This window comes from Mucilaginibacter sp. 22184, assembly GCF_052045695.1.
Taxonomy (GTDB): Bacteria; Bacteroidota; Bacteroidia; order Sphingobacteriales; family Sphingobacteriaceae; genus Mucilaginibacter.
In genome coordinates this window covers 464067-482388 of sequence record NZ_JBQEPI010000003.1, presented here as the reverse complement: position 1 = coordinate 482388, position 18322 = coordinate 464067, and the positions used below count along the sequence as shown (strand labels likewise).

At 42.9% G+C, this 18322-nt stretch carries 14 protein-coding genes; 8 read left to right on the top strand and 6 right to left on the bottom strand.

From position 1 onward, the window contains the following. The first annotated feature begins 364 nt into the window (after nucleotides 1–364). The gene (locus ACTJKG_RS09575) at nucleotides 365–916 is read left to right on the top strand and encodes a hypothetical protein (RefSeq protein ID WP_172335208.1); all 552 of its coding nucleotides are present in this window, start codon (nucleotides 365–367) and stop codon (nucleotides 914–916) included. Nucleotides 917–1060: 144 nt separating this feature from the next. Here ACTJKG_RS09575 and ACTJKG_RS09570 read toward each other — a convergent pair whose 3' ends face one another. Then, nucleotides 1061–2254: a pyridoxal phosphate-dependent aminotransferase gene (locus ACTJKG_RS09570; protein WP_440739049.1), complete on the bottom strand. Its 1194-nt coding sequence runs from the start codon at nucleotides 2252–2254 to the stop codon at nucleotides 1061–1063. Nucleotides 2255–2344: 90 nt separating this feature from the next. Between ACTJKG_RS09570 and ACTJKG_RS09565 the strand changes: the two genes are divergently transcribed. From ACTJKG_RS09565 to ACTJKG_RS09550, 4 genes are read left to right on the top strand one after another with little or no spacing between them, the layout of a single operon-like run. Then, on the top strand, nucleotides 2345–3319 hold the full coding sequence (locus ACTJKG_RS09565) for a cation diffusion facilitator family transporter (RefSeq protein WP_172335206.1): 975 nt from the start codon (nucleotides 2345–2347) through the stop codon (nucleotides 3317–3319). Next, a complete protein-coding gene (locus ACTJKG_RS09560; RefSeq protein ID WP_440739048.1) occupies nucleotides 3319–3765 on the top strand; it encodes an NUDIX domain-containing protein in 447 nt (148 codons plus the stop codon). The genes ACTJKG_RS09565 and ACTJKG_RS09560 overlap by 1 nt, the downstream gene beginning before the upstream one ends. Continuing rightward, nucleotides 3762–5027 carry an adenosylmethionine--8-amino-7-oxononanoate transaminase gene (gene bioA, locus ACTJKG_RS09555; RefSeq protein ID WP_172335204.1) on the top strand — a complete coding sequence of 422 codons (1266 nt, stop codon included), beginning with the start codon at nucleotides 3762–3764 and terminating at the stop codon, nucleotides 5025–5027. Before ACTJKG_RS09560 ends, bioA begins: the two co-directional genes overlap by 4 nt. 2 nt (nucleotides 5028–5029) lie before the next feature. Further along, nucleotides 5030–5632, top strand: coding sequence for a hypothetical protein (locus ACTJKG_RS09550; protein WP_216650545.1), 603 nt, complete (start codon nucleotides 5030–5032; stop codon nucleotides 5630–5632). Between the two features lie 165 nt (nucleotides 5633–5797). On the opposite strand, the gene ACTJKG_RS09545 is transcribed toward ACTJKG_RS09550, so the two are convergent. From ACTJKG_RS09545 to ACTJKG_RS09530, 4 genes are all read right to left on the bottom strand, one after another. Then, the gene (locus ACTJKG_RS09545) at nucleotides 5798–7675 is read right to left on the bottom strand and encodes an LTA synthase family protein (RefSeq protein WP_440739047.1); all 1878 of its coding nucleotides are present in this window, start codon (nucleotides 7673–7675) and stop codon (nucleotides 5798–5800) included. A 210-nt stretch (nucleotides 7676–7885) separates the two neighbouring features. After that, nucleotides 7886–8530 (bottom strand): hypothetical protein, encoded by a 645-nt coding sequence (locus ACTJKG_RS09540; RefSeq protein WP_172335202.1) that lies wholly within the window; start codon nucleotides 8528–8530, stop codon nucleotides 7886–7888. A 74-nt stretch (nucleotides 8531–8604) separates the two neighbouring features. Continuing rightward, nucleotides 8605–10707 carry a ComEC/Rec2 family competence protein gene (locus ACTJKG_RS09535; RefSeq protein WP_172335201.1) on the bottom strand — a complete coding sequence of 701 codons (2103 nt, stop codon included), beginning with the start codon at nucleotides 10705–10707 and terminating at the stop codon, nucleotides 8605–8607. Between the two features lie 164 nt (nucleotides 10708–10871). Continuing rightward, nucleotides 10872–11207, bottom strand: coding sequence for a MerR family transcriptional regulator (locus ACTJKG_RS09530; protein ID WP_172335200.1), 336 nt, complete (start codon nucleotides 11205–11207; stop codon nucleotides 10872–10874). A gap of 198 nt (nucleotides 11208–11405) precedes the next feature. Here ACTJKG_RS09530 and ACTJKG_RS09525 point away from each other — a divergent pair, with 198 nt between their 5' ends. Both ACTJKG_RS09525 and alaS read left to right on the top strand, forming a co-directional pair. Further along, entirely contained in the window at nucleotides 11406–12026 is a 621-nt protein-coding gene (locus ACTJKG_RS09525) for a hypothetical protein (protein ID WP_172335199.1), read from the top strand. Nucleotides 12027–12440: 414 nt separating this feature from the next. Beyond that, complete coding sequence (gene alaS / locus ACTJKG_RS09520) at nucleotides 12441–15101, top strand: alanine--tRNA ligase (RefSeq protein WP_440739046.1); 2661 nt, start codon at nucleotides 12441–12443, stop codon at nucleotides 15099–15101. Nucleotides 15102–15387: 286 nt separating this feature from the next. Here alaS and ACTJKG_RS09515 read toward each other — a convergent pair whose 3' ends face one another. Beyond that, complete coding sequence (locus ACTJKG_RS09515; protein WP_172335197.1) at nucleotides 15388–16494, bottom strand: fatty acid desaturase family protein; 1107 nt, start codon at nucleotides 16492–16494, stop codon at nucleotides 15388–15390. 358 nt (nucleotides 16495–16852) lie between these two features. Here ACTJKG_RS09515 and gatB point away from each other — a divergent pair, with 358 nt between their 5' ends. After that, the gene (gene gatB, locus ACTJKG_RS09510) at nucleotides 16853–18322 is read left to right on the top strand and encodes an Asp-tRNA(Asn)/Glu-tRNA(Gln) amidotransferase subunit GatB (RefSeq protein WP_440739045.1); all 1470 of its coding nucleotides are present in this window, start codon (nucleotides 16853–16855) and stop codon (nucleotides 18320–18322) included.

Here is an 18322-nt window from a genome sequence, read left to right as displayed (position 1 = left end):
TCAATTCATCCTTAGATGCCCCGAATTTTAATACTCGGAGTGATAGTCCTTTTTTGACGATGATTAATCAAAGAAGAACAAAAATTCAGCGTTTACCTACACTTAAATATCCGGATAGCCATCACTGTTTCATGTTTTTTTAATCTGAAATTAAGATTTGTAACTAAGGGTATTGATTTTGAGTTTATGATCAAAATGAACTGATAGTCAGTTATTAATGATGGTTAAAGCCTGTTAGCTATCATGAAGTAAGAATGAAGAGCCGGGTATTGGCACATAAAATTCGTGATAGTGGCAAAGTATTTGTTAAGATGGTGTTAATACAATAAAAATATTGTAGAGTTAGTACTAAAAAAACACAATTATGAAAACAATGACAAAAATTATAGCCGGAGCGTTTACCGCCTTAGCTATATTTATCGGAACAAATGTAAAAGCTCAAACAGTACCAAAAGACGCGCTGCGTTTTGGTGTAGGTGTTGAAGGTCTGTTGCCAACAGGTAACCTGCACGACATCTCAAACGTAGGTATTGGTGGTACAGCGCGTTTACAATACGGAATAGCCAATAACCTGGCATTAACCCTTACATCAGGTTATTACAATTTCTTTGGTAAAAAGATCGGGGACGGTACAGATGTAAAATATCCATCATTGGGTATGGTACCAGTTAAAGCGGGCATCAAAGCCTTCTTTACCAATAATTTATATTTTGGTGCAGAAGTTGGTGCTGGTTTTGAAACCAAAGATTTTTATGCAAACGCCGATGGTTCTAAGAATACCAAGCTTATTTTGGCTCCAGGTATAGGCTATGCATCTAAATCATGGGATGTAGGTGTTCGTTACGAAAACTATTCGGGCCAAAGCAATAACTATGGTACTGTTGGTTTACGTATAGCTTACGGATTTGGCTTGTAATTTTACAAGACCATAAAAGAAAAGCCCCTCAGCATATGCTGAGGGGCTTTTCTTTTATGGTCTGAATCAGGATTTACAGAATTTTAAAATTTACAGAATGCTCAATGTCATTTTGTTAATTCTGTAAATTCTGGGAATTCTGATTCAGACTAATTTACCCAGCGCTTCTTTGATTCTACGCACAGCTTCTATCAGTTTATCTTCGGCAGCAGCGTAAGAGATGCGGATAGATGACGGATCGCCAAAAGAATCGCCACCAACGGTTGCCACGTGGCCTTCTTCCAGCAGGTAAATGCTCAGATCGTCGGCATCTTTAATGGTACGGCCATTATAGCTTTTGCCGAAGAAGGAGGTTACATTCGGAAAAAAGTAAAACGCGCCATCGGGCAGGTTAACCTTAATACCTTCTATCTCACTCAATAATTTATAAACAATGTCGCGGCGTTTTTTGAAAGCGGCACGCATTTCCAGCACACTTTCCAGTCCACCTTCATAGGCGGCAACACCTGCACGTTGTGTAATAGAGCAGGTTCCAGAAGTGATCTGTCCCTGCATCTTGTCGCAGGCAGCTGCGATTTCAGAATTCGAGGCGGTGTAACCAATTCTCCAGCCGGTCATGGCAAAAGCCTTTGACCAGCCGTTGATGATCACTACACGGTCTTTTATATAATCAAACTGCGCAATCGACTCATGTTTATCCACAAAGTTGATGTGCTCATAGATCTCATCGCTCAGGATATATACATGCGGATGTTTTTCAAATACCTTGGCTAGTCCTTCCAACTCATCTTTGCTGTAAACGCTACCGGTAGGGTTACAAGGAGAGGAGAACATAAACAGCTTGGTTTTTGGCGTAATGGCCGCCTCCAACTGTTCAGGGGTTATTTTAAAGTTTTGCTCAACAGTAGTATTAATGAATACGCTTTTACCTTCGGCCAGCTTAACCACTTCTGAGTAAGATACCCAGTAAGGTGTAGGGATGACCACCTCTTCGCCGGGGTTTACCAAACACAATACTGCGTTGGCAATAGCCTGTTTAGCACCGGTTGATACTACAATCTGACTGAAATCATAATCAAGGTTGTTCTCGTTCTTCAGCTTGGCAACCACAGCCTTGCGCAGGTCGGGATAACCAGACACGGGGGTGTAGTAGGTAAAGTTTTTATCCATGGCCTGCTTTGCTGCCTCCTTGATGTGTTCAGGGGTATGAAAGTCAGGTTCGCCAAAGCTAAGGCTGATCACGTCGACACCTTTAGCGGCAAGTTCGCGGCCTAATTTGGCCATCTTAATTGTTGCAGATTCGGACAAGTTATTGATCCGGGTACTTAATGCGCTCATATAAATTATGTTATCGCGGCAAATATAGAAAATAAGTTTACTGCTACTTACGCTTGTTATTTATAAATTTGTCGCCTAATAAAGATTACCTTGAAAGAACAAAAAAGGATCATATTAATTTCGCTGATTACGGGCATTGTGCTGATGCTGGCGAAGTTTGGAGCATACTTTTTAACAGCATCCAATTTTGTACTCACCGATGCCGCCGAAAGCATTGTAAACGTAATTGCCAGTGCTTTTGCCTTCTTCAGCATTTATCTTTCATCGCAACCACGGGATGAGAACCATCCCTACGGGCATGGTAAAGTAGAGTTCTTTTCTGTTTTTATTGAAGGTTCGCTTATTGGTATAGCCGGTGTTATCATTATCGTTAAATCGGTTTACAGTTTACTATATCCTAATGAGATCCATGACCTGCTTACAGGTGCCGCTATTATTGGCGCTACAGGACTGGTCAATGGTGCTTTAGGGTATTACATGATCCAAAAAGGTAAGACATTGCGCTCCATCACCCTGGATGCCGACGGCCGCCACCTAATTGCCGATATGGTAACCAGCATTGGCCTGGTAGCCGGTTTATTGCTCATCAGATTTACCGGGATATTATGGCTCGATAGTGGTTTATCTATCCTGGTGGCCCTATATATTATATATAGCAGTTATAAGCTCATCCGTAAATCGGTAGCGGGTTTAATGGATGAAGCCGATTTTCAGGTAGTAACGGATATCATTAACGTACTGAGTGAAAAACGCCGTGAATCATGGATAGATGTACATAACCTGCGTGCCCAAAAATATGGTAACGAATTGCACATTGATTGCCACATGACGCTGCCCAATTACTTCGATCTGAACAAGGCCCATGCCGAGGTTTCACTGGTTGATAAACTGATCAATAAAGAAGTGGGTATTAAAACGGAATTATTTATCCACTCGGATCCTTGCGTACCCGATTGCTGTCACTACTGCAGCATGCCCAATTGCCCCATACGCTCAGAACCTCAAACTGAAACCATTGCCTGGACGATGGATAAAGTAGTACGCAATAAAAAGCACTTTGAATAATGAAAGAGGAATATTTTAACGTACGGGTATACGGTCTGCTGATCAACGAGAGCAATGAAGTACTCATCAGTGATGAACAGGAATACGGACACCGCTTTATCAAATTCCCGGGTGGCGGGTTGGAGATAGGCGAGGGGCTGATTGATGGGCTGAAACGTGAATTTGTAGAAGAGTGCGAGGTAGAAGTAGAGGTCACCGGTCATTTTTATACTACGGATTTCTTTGTGCGGTCGGCATTTAACAATTCGCAGATCATCAGCGTATATTATAAAGTGAAAAATATTACCCCCATGAATTTCGCCATTAAAACCATCGCTTATGATTTTGATGGCGAGGGCGATGTGCTGCAAGCCTTCCGATGGGTGAAAATATCCGAATTGACAACTGACGATGTTACCTTCCCAACGGATAAACGTGTGGTAGAACTATTAAGAGCAGAACTATGAATTTAACCGAACGCGACCTTAAAGTAATATGGCACCCTTATACCCAAATGAAAACCGCTGCACCACCCATAGGCATTGTACGCGGAGAGGGAGCAGGCTTGTTTGATGAACAAGGAAAAAAATATATCGACGCGGTATCTTCCTGGTGGGTAAACATCCACGGGCATGCGCACCCATACATCGCTAAAAAAGTATCTGAGCAGTTACACAAGCTGGAGCATGTGATATTCGCAGGCTTTACCCACGAAGGCGCCGTTGAACTGGCAGAGCGCTTGTTGGCCATTTTACCCAATAACCAGCAGAAAGCATTTTACTCAGACAACGGATCAACCGCTATTGAGGTGGCCATCAAAATGTGCCTGCAATACTGGCTCAATAAGGGTGATCAGCGTACCAAAATTATGGCGTTTAAAAATGCTTACCACGGTGATACTTTTGGCGCCATGGCTGTAAGCGGCCGCAGCGCGTTCACCGCCGCGTTTGACAGTTTGCTGTTTGAAGTAGAATTTATCGATCTGCCCAATAAAGATAACATAGAAGATCTCAAAGCCCAGATCTCACAGCTCAAATCTGAACTGGCTTGCTTTATATTCGAGCCCTTGGTACAAGGATCGGCCGGAATGATCATGTACGAGGCTGAATACCTGAACCAGCTGATGGCCCATTGTAAACAGGAAAACGTGCTGATGATAGATGATGAGGTATTTACCGGTTTTGGTCGCACAGGGAAACGTTTTGCCTGCGATCATGTGCAGGTGCAGCCAGATATCATGTGTTTCTCTAAAGGGCTTACAGGCGGTACTATGGCATTGGGCCTAACCACTTGTACGCAGCAGATCTACGATGCTTTTTTATCCGACGATAAATTGAAAACCCTCTTTCATGGGCATTCCTTTACCGCTAATCCTATAGCCATAGCATCGGCCCTGGCCAGTCTGGATCTTTTCCTGGAACCGGCCACAACAGCCAACATACAGCGTATCGAAACATCGCACGCCGCTTTTGCCGCCAAAATAAAACACCATCCTAAAATAAAGGCCATAAGGCAAACCGGTACCATTATAGCGATGGAATGGGAGACCGGCGATAATACCTCCTATTTTAGCTCGCTGCGCGATAAATTGTACCAGTATTTTTTGGCCCAAGGCATTATATTGCGGCCGCTGGGCAATGTTATTTATATTTTACCCCCATATTGCATTACTGATGCCGAACTCGGTTATGTTTACAGCAAAATTGAGCAGGCACTTGAAGAAATATAACTATGCTGAATACACTACTACCACAAATAATTGCTGATAACGAATTGCACTCCCGCTGGTTAAACACGCTGTCGCTGATGGAAAACACCGGCGCGCGTAAAATATCAGCCAGCGAAGATCCGCATACCGTTACCTATATCATACTCAAACACGCAGCCGAAGAGCATCGCCATGCGTTTTACCTCAAAAAACAACTGGAAAAAACAGGTGTGGAACTGCCAACCTATGCTGCCGAATATCTGCTGGCACCTGGTTCAAGCAAATACTACCTGAACCAGCTGGATGTTGACGTATGCCGTTACCTGAAAAAAGAATTAGACTTAAGCGGAGGCGAACTGCGCTTTGCGGCCTACCTGCTGGTTACCTATGCGATTGAGGTTCGTGCCGATGAATTGTATCCTATTTATCAGGACGCGCTTGACGAAGCCGGCAGCAAGGTAAACGTAAAGTCCATCATCCTGGAAGAAGAAGGTCACCTGGAAGAAATGCTGAACCAACTGCACAAATTCTCGCCCGATTGGGAACGCCACGCCAACAAGGCCGTGGAGTTTGAAACCAAACTGTTTAACCAGTGGGTGGAGCAACTGGGAAAATCGTTGGGTTAAGTCAAAAGTTAAAATTCAAAAATCAAAAACACCCACCCTGTCATCCTGAACGGAGTGAAGGATCTATTATTGAACTATTCATATCGCAGAATAGATTCTTCGCTACGCTCAGAATGACAAGGGGTTTTTAATCAGCGAAATCACCGAAATCAAATCAATCAACGGTCAATAGCTCATATACTCCGTATACACCACCTGCAAAAAGGCTTTGCCCTGCTGGAGGGCTTTATCGGTAGTAGCCTCACTGGCGTTTTTATTGTCTTTATAAACTATCCTGCGACCAGAATTATCATAAGAGATGCTTTGTTGCGGTGTCATAAAGCCAAAGCCGTTATCCCAGGTAAAAAAGGCAAAATCCTTACTGCCCGGATCGAGCAGATCTTTCGACCAGGTAAACTGCTTGTGCGCTATACCCAGTTGGCTTAGCAGCGTAGCCGCGATATCCGTTTGTCCGCCTAATTTATTGATCTTGGTGCCACGATATTGCGGTTTAATTACATCGCCAAAAAACAACAGCGGGATGTGGTATTTAACCGGGTCATAAGCTTCGGCAACGTTGCGGGGGAGGCGGTGCCCATGATCGGCTACCAAAATAAACAAGGTGTTTTTATACCAGGCTTGTTTTTTTGCCTGTTCAAAATACGCGTTCAGGCATGAGTCGGTAAAGTAAGCCGTACTCCTGAATTGATTGCTGGCATCGCCGTCCTCATCAGCCGGAAAATGCGCTTTTACCGGCAATACAAAAGGCTCATGATTGGTTGATGTTTGCAGATATGAAAAGAAGGGCTGTTTTTGCTGCTGCGCAAATTGTAAATGTTTGTTGAGCAACACATCATCATAAACTCCCCATTTGGTTTGTACCTGCGCAGGGGCGAAGGCGTTCTCATCCGTGATCTGCTCAATGGCATGGCTGTTCATGAAGATATTAAAATCCATGTAACTGCTTTTACCGCCATAAAAATAGGAGGTATGATACCCCGCGTTTTTAAATACCACGGATAGGGCCGGCAATTTCCGCTGCTTCAAAGTATCAGCAATAATGGTGCGGATAGCCTGCGACGGGAAACCGCTCATAATAGATATAATGCCTTTATCGGTACGGTCGGCAGAGGAGTAAATGTTGTTGAACAAGACACCCTGGCTGATGAATTCTTCAAAATTGGGCGCAACTCCTTTATCGCCACCTAAGGATTCGATGATACTTGCCGTATAACTTTCCAGCTGAATAATAACCACATTCGGCCTATCAGTTGTGAGGATTTTTAACGATGAGTCGGATTTAGCCGTATAGGAATCACGCACCAGCTTTTCGGCATCGGCGGGCTCCATAAAAGTATAGGGGTTGTAAGGCTTCCGGAAATTCTCAAATATATTATTGAACAGGTTCCACTCAGTATTCAGTGCCGATTGGTTCAGGATCTCCTTATCAGAAAAATAAGCCGCGTTTTGGTTGATGGGCTCTGTTTGCAAACCACCCCGCATAAACAGGAAGTTGACGAACACCAGCAAACAGATCAAGGCTATTTTAAGACTAGGTTTAGCCGCAGGCTTCCTGAACCTATAATCAATAACGTACCTGGATAATAAAGCACCGGAGCTCAGTAATAGTATACCTATGAAGATACATTTGCCCACCGGCGATGAACCCGACGATGCCAGTGCTTCCGAAGGTGCATGATAAAACGAACTGAATACCCGGAAGGTAACCTTGGTGCCCCATTCTCTGAAAATATTAAAATTGAGTATGGTATTTAAGGAGATGCAGAACAGGATGAGCCCCACATAAATTTTAAGCCAGATGGGTTTGGTATGCCAGGAAGGAATGCACCAGTTAACAATAAAAACCAGCAAAGGGATGGTACAAATATAGGCCGCGGCCGAAGCATCCAGCCTAAAGCCGTAAAAGAAGGTCTGTAAGATTTCGCCGAAACCGGCGCCGCGAATTTTATAAAAAAAGTATAATTCAAACGTAAGCCGCGTAATTACAAAGAACAGCAGCCAGAATATAAAAAATCTGATTATACTAAAAAGGTTTCTTAACATAAAGGGGTACAAAAGTAATACTTTAACCCGCAATGTTAAGAAACCTTTAATGAATTGTTAGTGAAGGGGAAGGAGTAGGAGTATCAAGTAGCTAGTATCAAGTATCTAGACCTTTAAAAGTGATCTTATAATCAAGTTAATCAAAAGTCTTGATACTTGATACTAGCTACTTGATACTAATCTTTATATCGCTGCTTGATACTAATCTGATTATCTTCCTCCGCTCATCGCTTTCAGGTCATCCAGCGATATTTTTTCAAAATCAGCAGGGATACCGAAGGTGCCGGCAGGTGCTTTTTCGTCAACAATGCTTTTAACGGTAACGTCGGTGCTTTGGCCCTGGCTAAATGAAGTGTATTGTACCGGGAAACCACCTATTTCTCTGTAGTATTTTGCAATACCGGTTAATGGAACCTCTACATCATTAGTGATCCAGATATCATAGGTCTTTTTAGTTTTTGAATCGGTAGCTACTACTTTTTTACAGTTAAAGCCCGAGATCTGCTTGGTTTCGGTGCTTGGCGCAAAAGTAAAGGTTGGCATGTCAGCCATAGCCTGATCTACCTCATCCGGCGTAGCGATAGCTGCTTTTTTTATGCTGGCAACAGGTACATCAACCAATATGGCCATTGATTTACCGGCAGCATCAGTTAATATTTTTATGGTAGCTGGTCCTGCAGTAAACGTAAATGCGTTGGAGTCGGCACGGAAATATCCTTTGGCATTAACTTCCTGGCCTCTCATATTGGTAGTGAAGTTTACGGTGCCTTGTGTGTATTTTTTTTGTGCACTGGCGGTCATAGCTGTTGCGGTAAGAGCCAGGCCCAGGGCAACATTAAAAAATTTAATATTCATAGTGTTAGTTTGATTTATACCAATTTACTTGTTTTCGATTAAAAGACAAATTTATTAGTGTTTAGTTTAATTTCTCAGTTAGATACAGCGATCAATGAAATGTTACGCTTTAATATGCTATAATTTATATGCTTTTCCCTGGCTTGCTGTTCAAGCTGGTCAATCAACTTGCCGCTGTTGCTCCCGTCAATTACAAGTGTTTGATAATCATAATTCTTGTTGATCTGGGTCAGATCGGCATATGGGTTGCCGGTAATATATAAATAATCGGTTTTTAATTTTTGGGGTAATTGCCAATGGAGCGTTTGCTTGTCAAACAGCATAATTTTTTGATGGTTGAACTGGATAAGACCACCTTGCTTTTTCAGATAATTTTTGCTGATACCCTGATCAAGATTATACACATCGGCCTTACTTATTTTGCAGCTATCCAGGTAAGGCTGTATGGTATATTTATAGTTTTTATCAGTATCGGTAAGGTTAGTGAGCACAACGGCCTTATTGCCGTTTTTAAACACTATGCCCGTGTTTTTGCGGAGGTTCAGAAAAGCGACGGAGCTGCTGTTATCGGCACGGTATCTTTTAACGCTGATGCTTACACAAAGCAAAAACAGGCAACCCATGCTGAATTTGAGTAGCCACGGCTTTTTATCATACAAAAAATAAAACAGGCCGATGATGAAAGCATAACAGAGCAAATATTCGGCAGTGCTGAACCATATTTTATTAATGCTGGCAAAAGGGGCGTGCTCAATAATGCCCAGGGCTTTATTCATCAGCAGGATCGATTGCTCCAATACCCAGGCCAATGCAGTCGACAGCCAGGGCTCCCAGGCCAGCAGCAGATAGGCTATACCACTATACATAATAACCATGGTAGGGATAATGATGAGCAGGTTGCTGAACAAAAAATAAACCGGGAACTGGTGAAAATAATAAGCGCTTAACGGAAAGGTGATCACCTGCGCCGCTACAGATACCGAACAAAGCGCCCAAAGCTTATCGATCCATTTGTTTTTGAATTGGAACCATTGATATACCATAGGCTGCAACACAATTAAACCGGCTACCGATAAATATGAAAGCTGAAAGCCTACATCGGTTATAAAAAACGGATTGTACAATAATAACAGCAGGGCCGATATAGCCAGGATGTTGAGCATATTGATATGCCTTACAAACGTATTGCCGATAATAACCATACCGATCATGACCGCGGCCCGGCAAACCGCCGGCGAAAAGCCTGTTAGCATAGCATAATAGCTTATCAGCAGTATCATTACCATCATTTTTAAATGCCTGCCGTATTTATAGCGGTTTAAAAAGCCCAGCATCCATTGCATTAAAAGATAAATGATGGCCACATGTGCGCCCGATACCGATAGTACATGGATGGTGCCTGTTTTGGAGTAAGCCTGCAAAACATCATTGCTCAGATCGGTTTTGTAACCCAGTATCAGGGTAGATGCTACTGCTATGGCATCTGGATCATGCATTTTTTGCTTAAATAACACCACCATTTGCTGCCGCAACTTTAAGGCATAGGCAATAAAGGGATTGCCCGTATCGTGCTTTAACAATTTGTATTGCCCCGGGAATAAAAATTCCTGATAGTAAATATTCTGGTGGGCCAGGTATTTTTTATAGTTAAACTCGGCAGGGTTAAAAGGGGGATCGACGGGGGTATAGCTGGCTGGGATCAGCAGTTCATCGCCGTATTGCAGGGATATAGCATCGCTGTCTTTCAGGGTGAGGAGCAGGGTGCCATTGGCCTCAGCGGTTTGCCGTTGATTGATACTTTGCCGAACGGTAGCCGAAAACCTTACCAGGCCATTTTTAAACTGGGGCTCGTTATTGATGCTTACCGCCAGGAATTGCGACTGTATTTTCGAAAAATGCCGGCGGTTATTCAGCTCGTTATAACTGATCACGCTGATCCAGCCAGCCGAAAATAAGATCATAGCCATCAGCAAACCACCAATCCACCGTGCTTTATAAATAGCCCAGCGCCGATAGTTTAAATTCAGCACAATGAATGCTGCAGCTACACCAACAATAGCGATAGCCAGGGCCGGCAGATAAACAGCCGACATAAACTGCATCCCCAAAGCCAATCCTAGCAAAAAAGGCACAAGCAATAGAACAACCGGGATTTCGCCTTTATGATTCGCGAGCATAGATAAAGATATGATTTAGTATCAAGTAGCTAGTATCAAGTATCAAGATTTTTGAAGGTGCGTTATGATTCAATATCGATGACTTAATATCGTGATTTTAGAAGACAGTGTTAAAAACAATCCAGTCTTGATACTTGATACTAGCTACTTGATACTGATCTTCCCTATAGTTCGTCCCTAACTTCGAGCAGAAATTTTTTGATGTTTTCGAGCGAGTCGATCACGCGTTGGTTTTCTTTGGTGTCGCTCATGTTATGCTTCAAATGCTCTTTAGCACCATTGAGGGTATAGCCTTTATCGCGGATGAGGTGAAAGATGATCTTGAAGTTTTCGATATCCTCGGGGGTAAAATAGCGGTTGCCCTTTTTGTTCTTTTTGGGCTGCAGTATATCGAATTCCTTTTCATAAAAACGTATAAGCGATTGATTCACATCAAACATGGCCGATACCTCGCCCATGGTGTAATACATCTTGCTTATTTCGCGGTCTTTATAAGGCATATGCAAAGATAAATTTTATTTTGAATTTATGACTTCGTAAAAATATAAGTGCAGGGAAAAGCCTAAGCCGGTGGTTGCGTATTATCCGTAGGTAAAGCACTTGCGGGAAATACGTAAAATAGCAATGGAGGCAAAATTCTATATACTAATTATCAGTAATTTATTATGTTTGGCAACACATTTTAAATCTTATCTATTATGTTAAACAAAACAATTTTAGCCGCAGCACTAGTTCTCACGCTTGCATCTTGCGGCGATTCCTCTAAAAAAGAAAACGAAGAAAAATCTGGCCTTGGTAAATTAGTAGAAGGCGCCAGCAACCTGGATAAATTTGCCAAATCGGGCGAAAAACTGAAAGACCAAACCGAGAAACTTAAAAAACTTACACCGGCAACTACCGAGGAACTGAAAGCAGTAGTGCCTGAAACTATAGGCGATTTCAAAAGAAAAAGCTACAGCGCAGGCGGCACCGTAGCCGATATTGTTGCTGCCGACGCGGAATACTCAAAAGAAGATAATAAGACGATCCATGTAAGTATTTTAGATGGTGCCGGCGAATCGGGCAGCGCCGTGGTTAGTTTACTGGCCATGGGCTTGAGTATGCAAACCGAATCAGAATCAAATGGTACGGTATCCAAAAACATTGATGTGGATGGCGTACGTTATTCTACAGAAGATACCAAAAGCGCTTCCGGCGTAAGCTCTTCCCTTAAGTTTATATACAAGGAGCGCTATGCCGTTACTTTGCAAGGCGAAGGCTATAGCCTTTCAGAGCTACAGGATTTTTTAAAGAAACTGGATCTGAGCTCACTGAAATAAACCGAAACATTGGGATAGATTTCTGCCCAATATTGCGTATATTTGTACATAACAAAACAGCCCGGTTTTCCTGATAAAAAGGAAAGCCGGGCTGTTTTGTTAAGGAGAAAAACAGAACAAAAATCAATTGTTTTGTATGTAGTTATTTGAATATCAATAATGTAATACTTTTTAAAGTTTTAAAAACGCCACAAAACAGTGTTCAGAATTGTTAAAAAGTGTTAAAATGAGGTTTTTTCGAATATTTTAATCAGTTTTTACCTCGTTTTTGAGCAAAAAAGTGTTGAAATTTAAGCTTTAAAAAGTTTTTTGGAAGCGTTTGAGCTTGCAAGTACTCCCTAATTAATCCCGATCTTTTTACTTTCGGACTTCCGGGCTTTCTGACTTCCGGACTAATAATTACATTTGCAAACTATGACAGCTACCGAAATACGACAGGCTTTTCTTGATTTTTTTGTTTCCAAAGGGCACATCATTGTTCCCTCTGCACCCATCGTCATAAAAAACGACCCCACCCTCATGTTCACCAACGCGGGGATGAACCAGTTTAAAGATATATTTTTAGGCGAAGCACCCGCTAAAGCACCCCGGGCGGCTGATACACAGCGCTGTTTGCGCGTAAGTGGCAAACATAACGACCTGGAAGAGGTGGGTATCGATACCTATCACCATACTATGTTTGAGATGCTGGGCAACTGGAGCTTTGGCGACTATTTTAAAAAAGAAGCTATTGCCTGGGGCTGGGAGCTGCTTACTCAAGTTTATAAACTGCCTAAGGACCGCCTGTACATCACCTACTTTGAAGGTGATGATAAAGAAGGCCTGGAAAAAGATACCGAAAGCCATGAACTATGGAAATCCCTGGTTGCAGAGGATCATATCCTGCGTGGTAATAAAAAAGATAATTTCTGGGAAATGGGCGAAACCGGCCCATGTGGCCCATGTTCAGAGATCCATTATGATAGTCGCCCGGATAGCGAGCGCGCGCTGGTTGATGGTGCCACCTTGGTTAATGCAGATCATGACCAGGTAATTGAAATCTGGAATATTGTATTCATGCAGTTTAACCGCTTAAAAGGTGGTGCCCTGCAGCCGTTACCGGCCAAACACGTGGATACCGGTATGGGCTTTGAGCGTTTGGTGCGTGTACTGCAAGGCAAAACATCCAACTATGATAGTGATGTTTTCCAGCCGATGATCCAGTTCATCGCCGAAAAAAGTGGTAAACCGTACAACAGTAAAGCCAAACCCGGCGATGCCGACTGGAACGAAGCCGTAGCCATGCGCGTACTGGCCGATCATATCCGTGCCATCAGCTTTGCCATTGCCGATGGACAGCTGCCATCCAACAATAAAGCAGGTTATGTGATTCGCAGGATATTACGCCGTGCGGTTAGATATTCATATCAGTACTTAGGTTTCAAAGAACCATTCCTGAATCAACTGGTTCCTTTGTTGGCTGATCAGTTTAAGGGGGTATTTGATAATTTATATAGTCAGAAAGATTTTGTGCAGAAGGTAGTTTTGGAGGAGGAAGTATCTTTCTTGAGGACACTTCAACAAGGAATCACATATTTTGAAAATAACATTGTTGGGGATTTAGTTTGGGGGGATTTAAACAAAACCGGTAAGATTCCGGGAGAAAGTGCATTTCTACTTTCTGATACTTACGGGTTCCCTATAGACTTAACCGAATTGATGGCTCGCGAGAAAGGCTTAACAGTTGATATGGAAGGCTTTGAAAAAGCCCTCCAAGAACAAAAGTCCCGCTCCCGTGCTGCAACCGCTATTGATACCGGCGATTGGGTAGTGTTAAAAGATAATGACAGCGTGGAATTTACCGGTTACGACGAAACCGAAACCGTTGCCCACGTAGTAAAATACCGTAAGGTAACCGCTAAAGGCAAAGAGCAATATCAGATTGTACTGGATAAAACACCTTTTTATGCCGAGAGCGGTGGCCAGGTAGGCGATAGAGGTGAACTGGTTTTCCCTGATGGTGAGATTATCATGGTAACCGATACCAAAAAGGAGAATGGCCTGATTGTGCATTTTGTGGATAAACTGCCCGAGGATATTGACGATGCCTTAACCGCTATTGTTGATCCTGCCCTGCGCAGCCAAACCAACAGCAATCACTCGGCTACGCACCTGCTGCATGCCGCTATGAAACAGGTTTTGGGCAGTCATGTAAATCAGAAAGGCTCATTGGTGAATGCCGATTATCTGCGGTTCGACTTTTCGCACTTCGCCAAGGTAACCGATGAGGAACTGGCGCAGATTGAAGCCATCGTAAACCAAAAGGTACGCGAAAATATCCCCTTGAAAGAAGAACGCAGCGTATTATATGCCGAAGCCATCACCAGCGGCGTAACCGCCCTGTTTGGTGAAAAATATGGCGAATATGTGCGGGTGATCACTTTCGACGATACATTTAGTAAGGAGCTTTGCGGTGGTACGCATGTAAAAGCTACCGGCCAGATTGGTTTCTTTAAAATTGTAGCCGAAAGCGCTGTAGCTGCAGGTGTTCGCCGTATTGAGGCTATTACCGGTGTGGCTGCTGAGGTATATATCACCAACCAAAACCAGCTGATAGATCAATTAAAGGAGTTGCTCAAAAATCCAAAGGACCTGGCTAAAAGTGTAGAGAGCTTGTTGGACGAGAACGCCAAACTGAAAAAGGAGATCGAGAAATCGATCCTGGAGAAATCATCAGGTTTAAAAAATGAACTGGCACAAAAGGTAGAAGCGATTAACGGTATCAATTTCATCGCCCAAAAAGTAGCCCTGCCCAATACCGAAGCGGTTAAAAATCTAGCTTACCAGTTAAAAGATATTGTAACGGATTTGTTTCTGGTACTGGCTGCTGATTTTGACGGCAAACCAAGTCTCACCGTCATGATCGCAGAAAACCTGGTTAAAGAAAAAGGGTTGAACGCCGGCAATATTGTTCGGGAATTGGCCAAAGAGATTAAAGGCGGTGGTGGCGGTCAGCCATTCTTTGCAACTGCTGGTGGTAGCGATGCAAGCGGATTGGATGTAGCTTTGGTAAAGGCTAAAAGTTTTATTGGATAAATATCTAAGAATAAAATAATAAAGATGCAGTCGCTCGGCTCCTGCCGAGTGACTGTTATCACCAGGCCTCCGGCCTACGAAACAAAGCGGCGGGACGCCGGGAAATAGTCGTCACTCGGCAGGGGCTGAGCGACCGCGGGGGTTCTTAGCTGAAAATTGTCCATAACAAAAAAAGACCGCGTAATAGACGGTCTTTTAATTGTTAATATATATTGGGGATATAAATGCTTATTTGTATTGATAGACGGCTTAATATTTAAAAGGTTTAAAGCCCAATCGGATTTTTTTACAGATCGCCGGTAACAAAAAGATTTTCAGCGCTTCCATTTTTTTTAAGCAGGGCAAAGTGTGATCTTATGGCATCCAACAATGGGTACGAACGGTAATTTAGCCGGTACTTCTGCGCATACCGCCTGATGATAGGGGTGATGTATGGATAGTAAGTATGCGCCACCGCAGGGAATAAATGATGAGCCACGTGGTGGTTAAATCCACCAAACAGGAAATTGGCAAACCGGTTTTGGGTGCTGAAATCCTTGGTTTTGCTGATCTGGTACATGGCCCAGGTGGTATTGATCACCCCATTTTCGGGTGGCATCGGGAACTCAGCATCCTCATCGGCATGGGTAGAGAGCAGTGCCGTTACTCCAAAAGCGCTGGCAATAAAGTGCATCACTAAAAAGGCCGTGATGATGTTAACGATAGGGTGCTCGAGTAACAGGGCAGGTATGCCGATCATCATGAACAGATAAAAGAATTTTGCGGCAAACAGTTTGACGTATTCTATTTTAGGTATTATGATCACCCGTTTCACATAATTATCTTTCAATCCGAAGAAGTCCTTAAAATCGCGTATCAGCAACCAGTTAAGAGTATAAAAGAAATACAAAAACCACATATAAATATGCTGGTACCGGTGAAACTGGAGCCATCTGCTACCCGGGAAAATGCGTACAATATCGCTTTGTTTTACGTCAATATCCCATTGTTGCATATTTGGATAGGGGTGGTGCAGCAACAGATGCCGTTTTTTCCAGATAAAGCTGTTGCTGCCAAAAAGCTCCAGTATACAGCTCAATCTTTCATTGCTGGCCCGGGTCCTGAAAACCGCGCCATGTACGGCATCATGAAAGGCATTAAAAAACACCAGGATCATGGTGAGGCCGGTTAAAATGTAAAACAGAAAAAGCAGTTGGGTGTTATTGCCCCACACCAATATACTGGTGTAAAAAGCAAAGTAAAGGGTTATTAAAAAGATGGATTTATAAACTATACGGCGCTGGATGTTTTTGTTAATGAGTACACGGGCTTGAACTTCTTTATGCAGTTCCTTGAAAAAATCATCGTCGCCTGCTTTTTTAAATACAAGTTTGGTCAATTTCTCAGTTTCCATATAAAAACGTTTTATATTTTGCTTAGCACGTAGCCAGGTCTGGCTATAATTTTTAACAAACCGGTAATTGGCTTGGTTTATGTTTTTTATTTTTTAAACTTTTTAATGACAATAATTGGCTCATCGTCAATGTCGTTTGCAATCCGGAGGGGCTTAAAAATTCAGATAGTTAAAAAAAGTTTGGGGACACCATCTTTAAACTATACAAAATCAATAGTTTTACTAAATAATACAGTGGCAATGGCGTAGCTAATATATATCACGTACATTGTTTAAAAGTTAAATGATGTTTTATACTGTATTAACTTTTATATATTTGACCTTACATCAGTAAAATTTATAGCTGAATTTTTATTTTATGACAGTTCTTGCAAACGGGATAAGTGAAAAGTACGAGTTGGTTGTAGGCCTCGAGGTACATGCCCAATTATCCACTTTAAGTAAAGCATTCTCGGCCGATTCTGCAGCCTTTGGTGCCGAACCTAACCATCACATCAGTGCCGTATCCTTGGGGCATCCCGGTACGTTGCCGTTCCTGAATAAAAGGGCGGTTGATTATGCCGTAAAAATGGGGCTTGCCTGTAATTGTACTATCAATTTAAATAACAGCTTTGCCCGTAAAAACTACTTTTACGCTGATTTGCCTAAAGGTTACCAGATCACTCAGGATCAGGCTCCGGTTTGTTTGGGTGGATACGTGCCTGTACGCTTAGCCGAGGGCAAACAAAAAGATATAGCCATTCACCATATTCATATGGAAGAGGATGCCGGTAAAAGTATGCATGATCAGCACCACGCCGACTCACTCATCGACCTGAACAGGGCGGGGGTTCCTTTGCTGGAAATTGTAACCCAACCCGACATCCGTAGCGCCGAAGAGGCCGGTCAGTTTTTGACCGAAACCCGCAAGATACTCCGTTACCTGGATATTTGCGATGGCAATATGGAAGAGGGCAGTATGCGTTGTGATGCCAATATTTCGGTAAGGCTCCATGGTGCAACCGAATACGGTAACCGTTGCGAAGTGAAAAACCTCAATTCTATACGTAACGTACAACGCGCCATTGAGCATGAATTTGTTCGCCAGGTAAATATCATTGAACAAGGCGGCCATATTGATCAGAATACCTTGAATTTTAATGCGGATACCGGCGAAACTTCTGTTCTACGCTCCAAAGAGATGGCTAACGATTACCGTTATTTTCCTGAACCCGATCTGCCGCCATTAAAACTCACCAAAGAATACCTGGAAAACATCCGGAGGAGTTTGCCTGCACTACCAAACCAGTTGTATCATAAATATACTGAAGAATTGGGTCTTTCGGCTTACGATGCTTCTGTAATAACAGCCGAGCGTGACCTGGCTTTATATTTCGAAGAATTGATTAAACATACCGATCATTACAAAGCCGCTGCTAACTGGCTGATGGGGGCTGTAAAATCATACTTGAACGATCATGATGTTGCTATCAGTAACTTTGGCGTTACAGCAAAGCACCTGGCCGGGTTGATCAAACTTGTTGACAGTGGCGTGATAAATAATTCTGTAGCTTCGCACAAATTATTCCCTGCTATGGTCAAAGAGCCAGGTAAAACTCCTGATGATCTGGCTAAGGAACTTAACCTGTTGATCAGCGCGGATACCGATGACGTAAGTCGTTTTATACGCGATGCCATCGCCAAGTATCCGGATAAGGTTAAGGAATACCAGAAAGGAAAAAAGGGCGTTTTAGGCTTGTTCATGGGCGAGATCATGAAAAGCTCCAAAGGCAAGATCGATCCGCAGAAAACAAATCAGCTGTTGATAAAAGAATTAGAATCAAAATAA

Excerpts from the sequence above, each read along its gene's own strand:
- ACTJKG_RS09570 (WP_440739049.1), bottom strand. The coding sequence starts at position 2,254 with ATGAGCGCATTAAGTACCCGGATCAATAACTTGTCCGAATCTGCAACA.
- ACTJKG_RS09550 (WP_216650545.1), top strand. The coding sequence starts at position 5,030 with ATGCTGAATACACTACTACCACAAATAATTGCTGATAACGAATTGCAC.
- bioA (WP_172335204.1), top strand. The coding sequence starts at position 3,762 with ATGAATTTAACCGAACGCGACCTTAAAGTAATATGGCACCCTTATACC.
- ACTJKG_RS09560 (WP_440739048.1), top strand. The coding sequence starts at position 3,319 with ATGAAAGAGGAATATTTTAACGTACGGGTATACGGTCTGCTGATCAAC.
- ACTJKG_RS09525 (WP_172335199.1), top strand. The coding sequence starts at position 11,406 with ATGTTAAACAAAACAATTTTAGCCGCAGCACTAGTTCTCACGCTTGCA.
- ACTJKG_RS09530 (WP_172335200.1), bottom strand. The coding sequence starts at position 11,207 with ATGCCTTATAAAGACCGCGAAATAAGCAAGATGTATTACACCATGGGC.
- ACTJKG_RS09535 (WP_172335201.1), bottom strand. The coding sequence starts at position 10,707 with ATGCTCGCGAATCATAAAGGCGAAATCCCGGTTGTTCTATTGCTTGTG.
- alaS (WP_440739046.1), top strand. The coding sequence starts at position 12,441 with ATGACAGCTACCGAAATACGACAGGCTTTTCTTGATTTTTTTGTTTCC.
- ACTJKG_RS09545 (WP_440739047.1), bottom strand. The coding sequence starts at position 7,675 with ATGTTAAGAAACCTTTTTAGTATAATCAGATTTTTTATATTCTGGCTG.
- ACTJKG_RS09515 (WP_172335197.1), bottom strand. The coding sequence starts at position 16,494 with ATGGAAACTGAGAAATTGACCAAACTTGTATTTAAAAAAGCAGGCGAC.
- ACTJKG_RS09540 (WP_172335202.1), bottom strand. The coding sequence starts at position 8,530 with ATGAATATTAAATTTTTTAATGTTGCCCTGGGCCTGGCTCTTACCGCA.
- gatB (WP_440739045.1), top strand. The coding sequence starts at position 16,853 with ATGACAGTTCTTGCAAACGGGATAAGTGAAAAGTACGAGTTGGTTGTA.
- ACTJKG_RS09575 (WP_172335208.1), top strand. The coding sequence starts at position 365 with ATGAAAACAATGACAAAAATTATAGCCGGAGCGTTTACCGCCTTAGCT.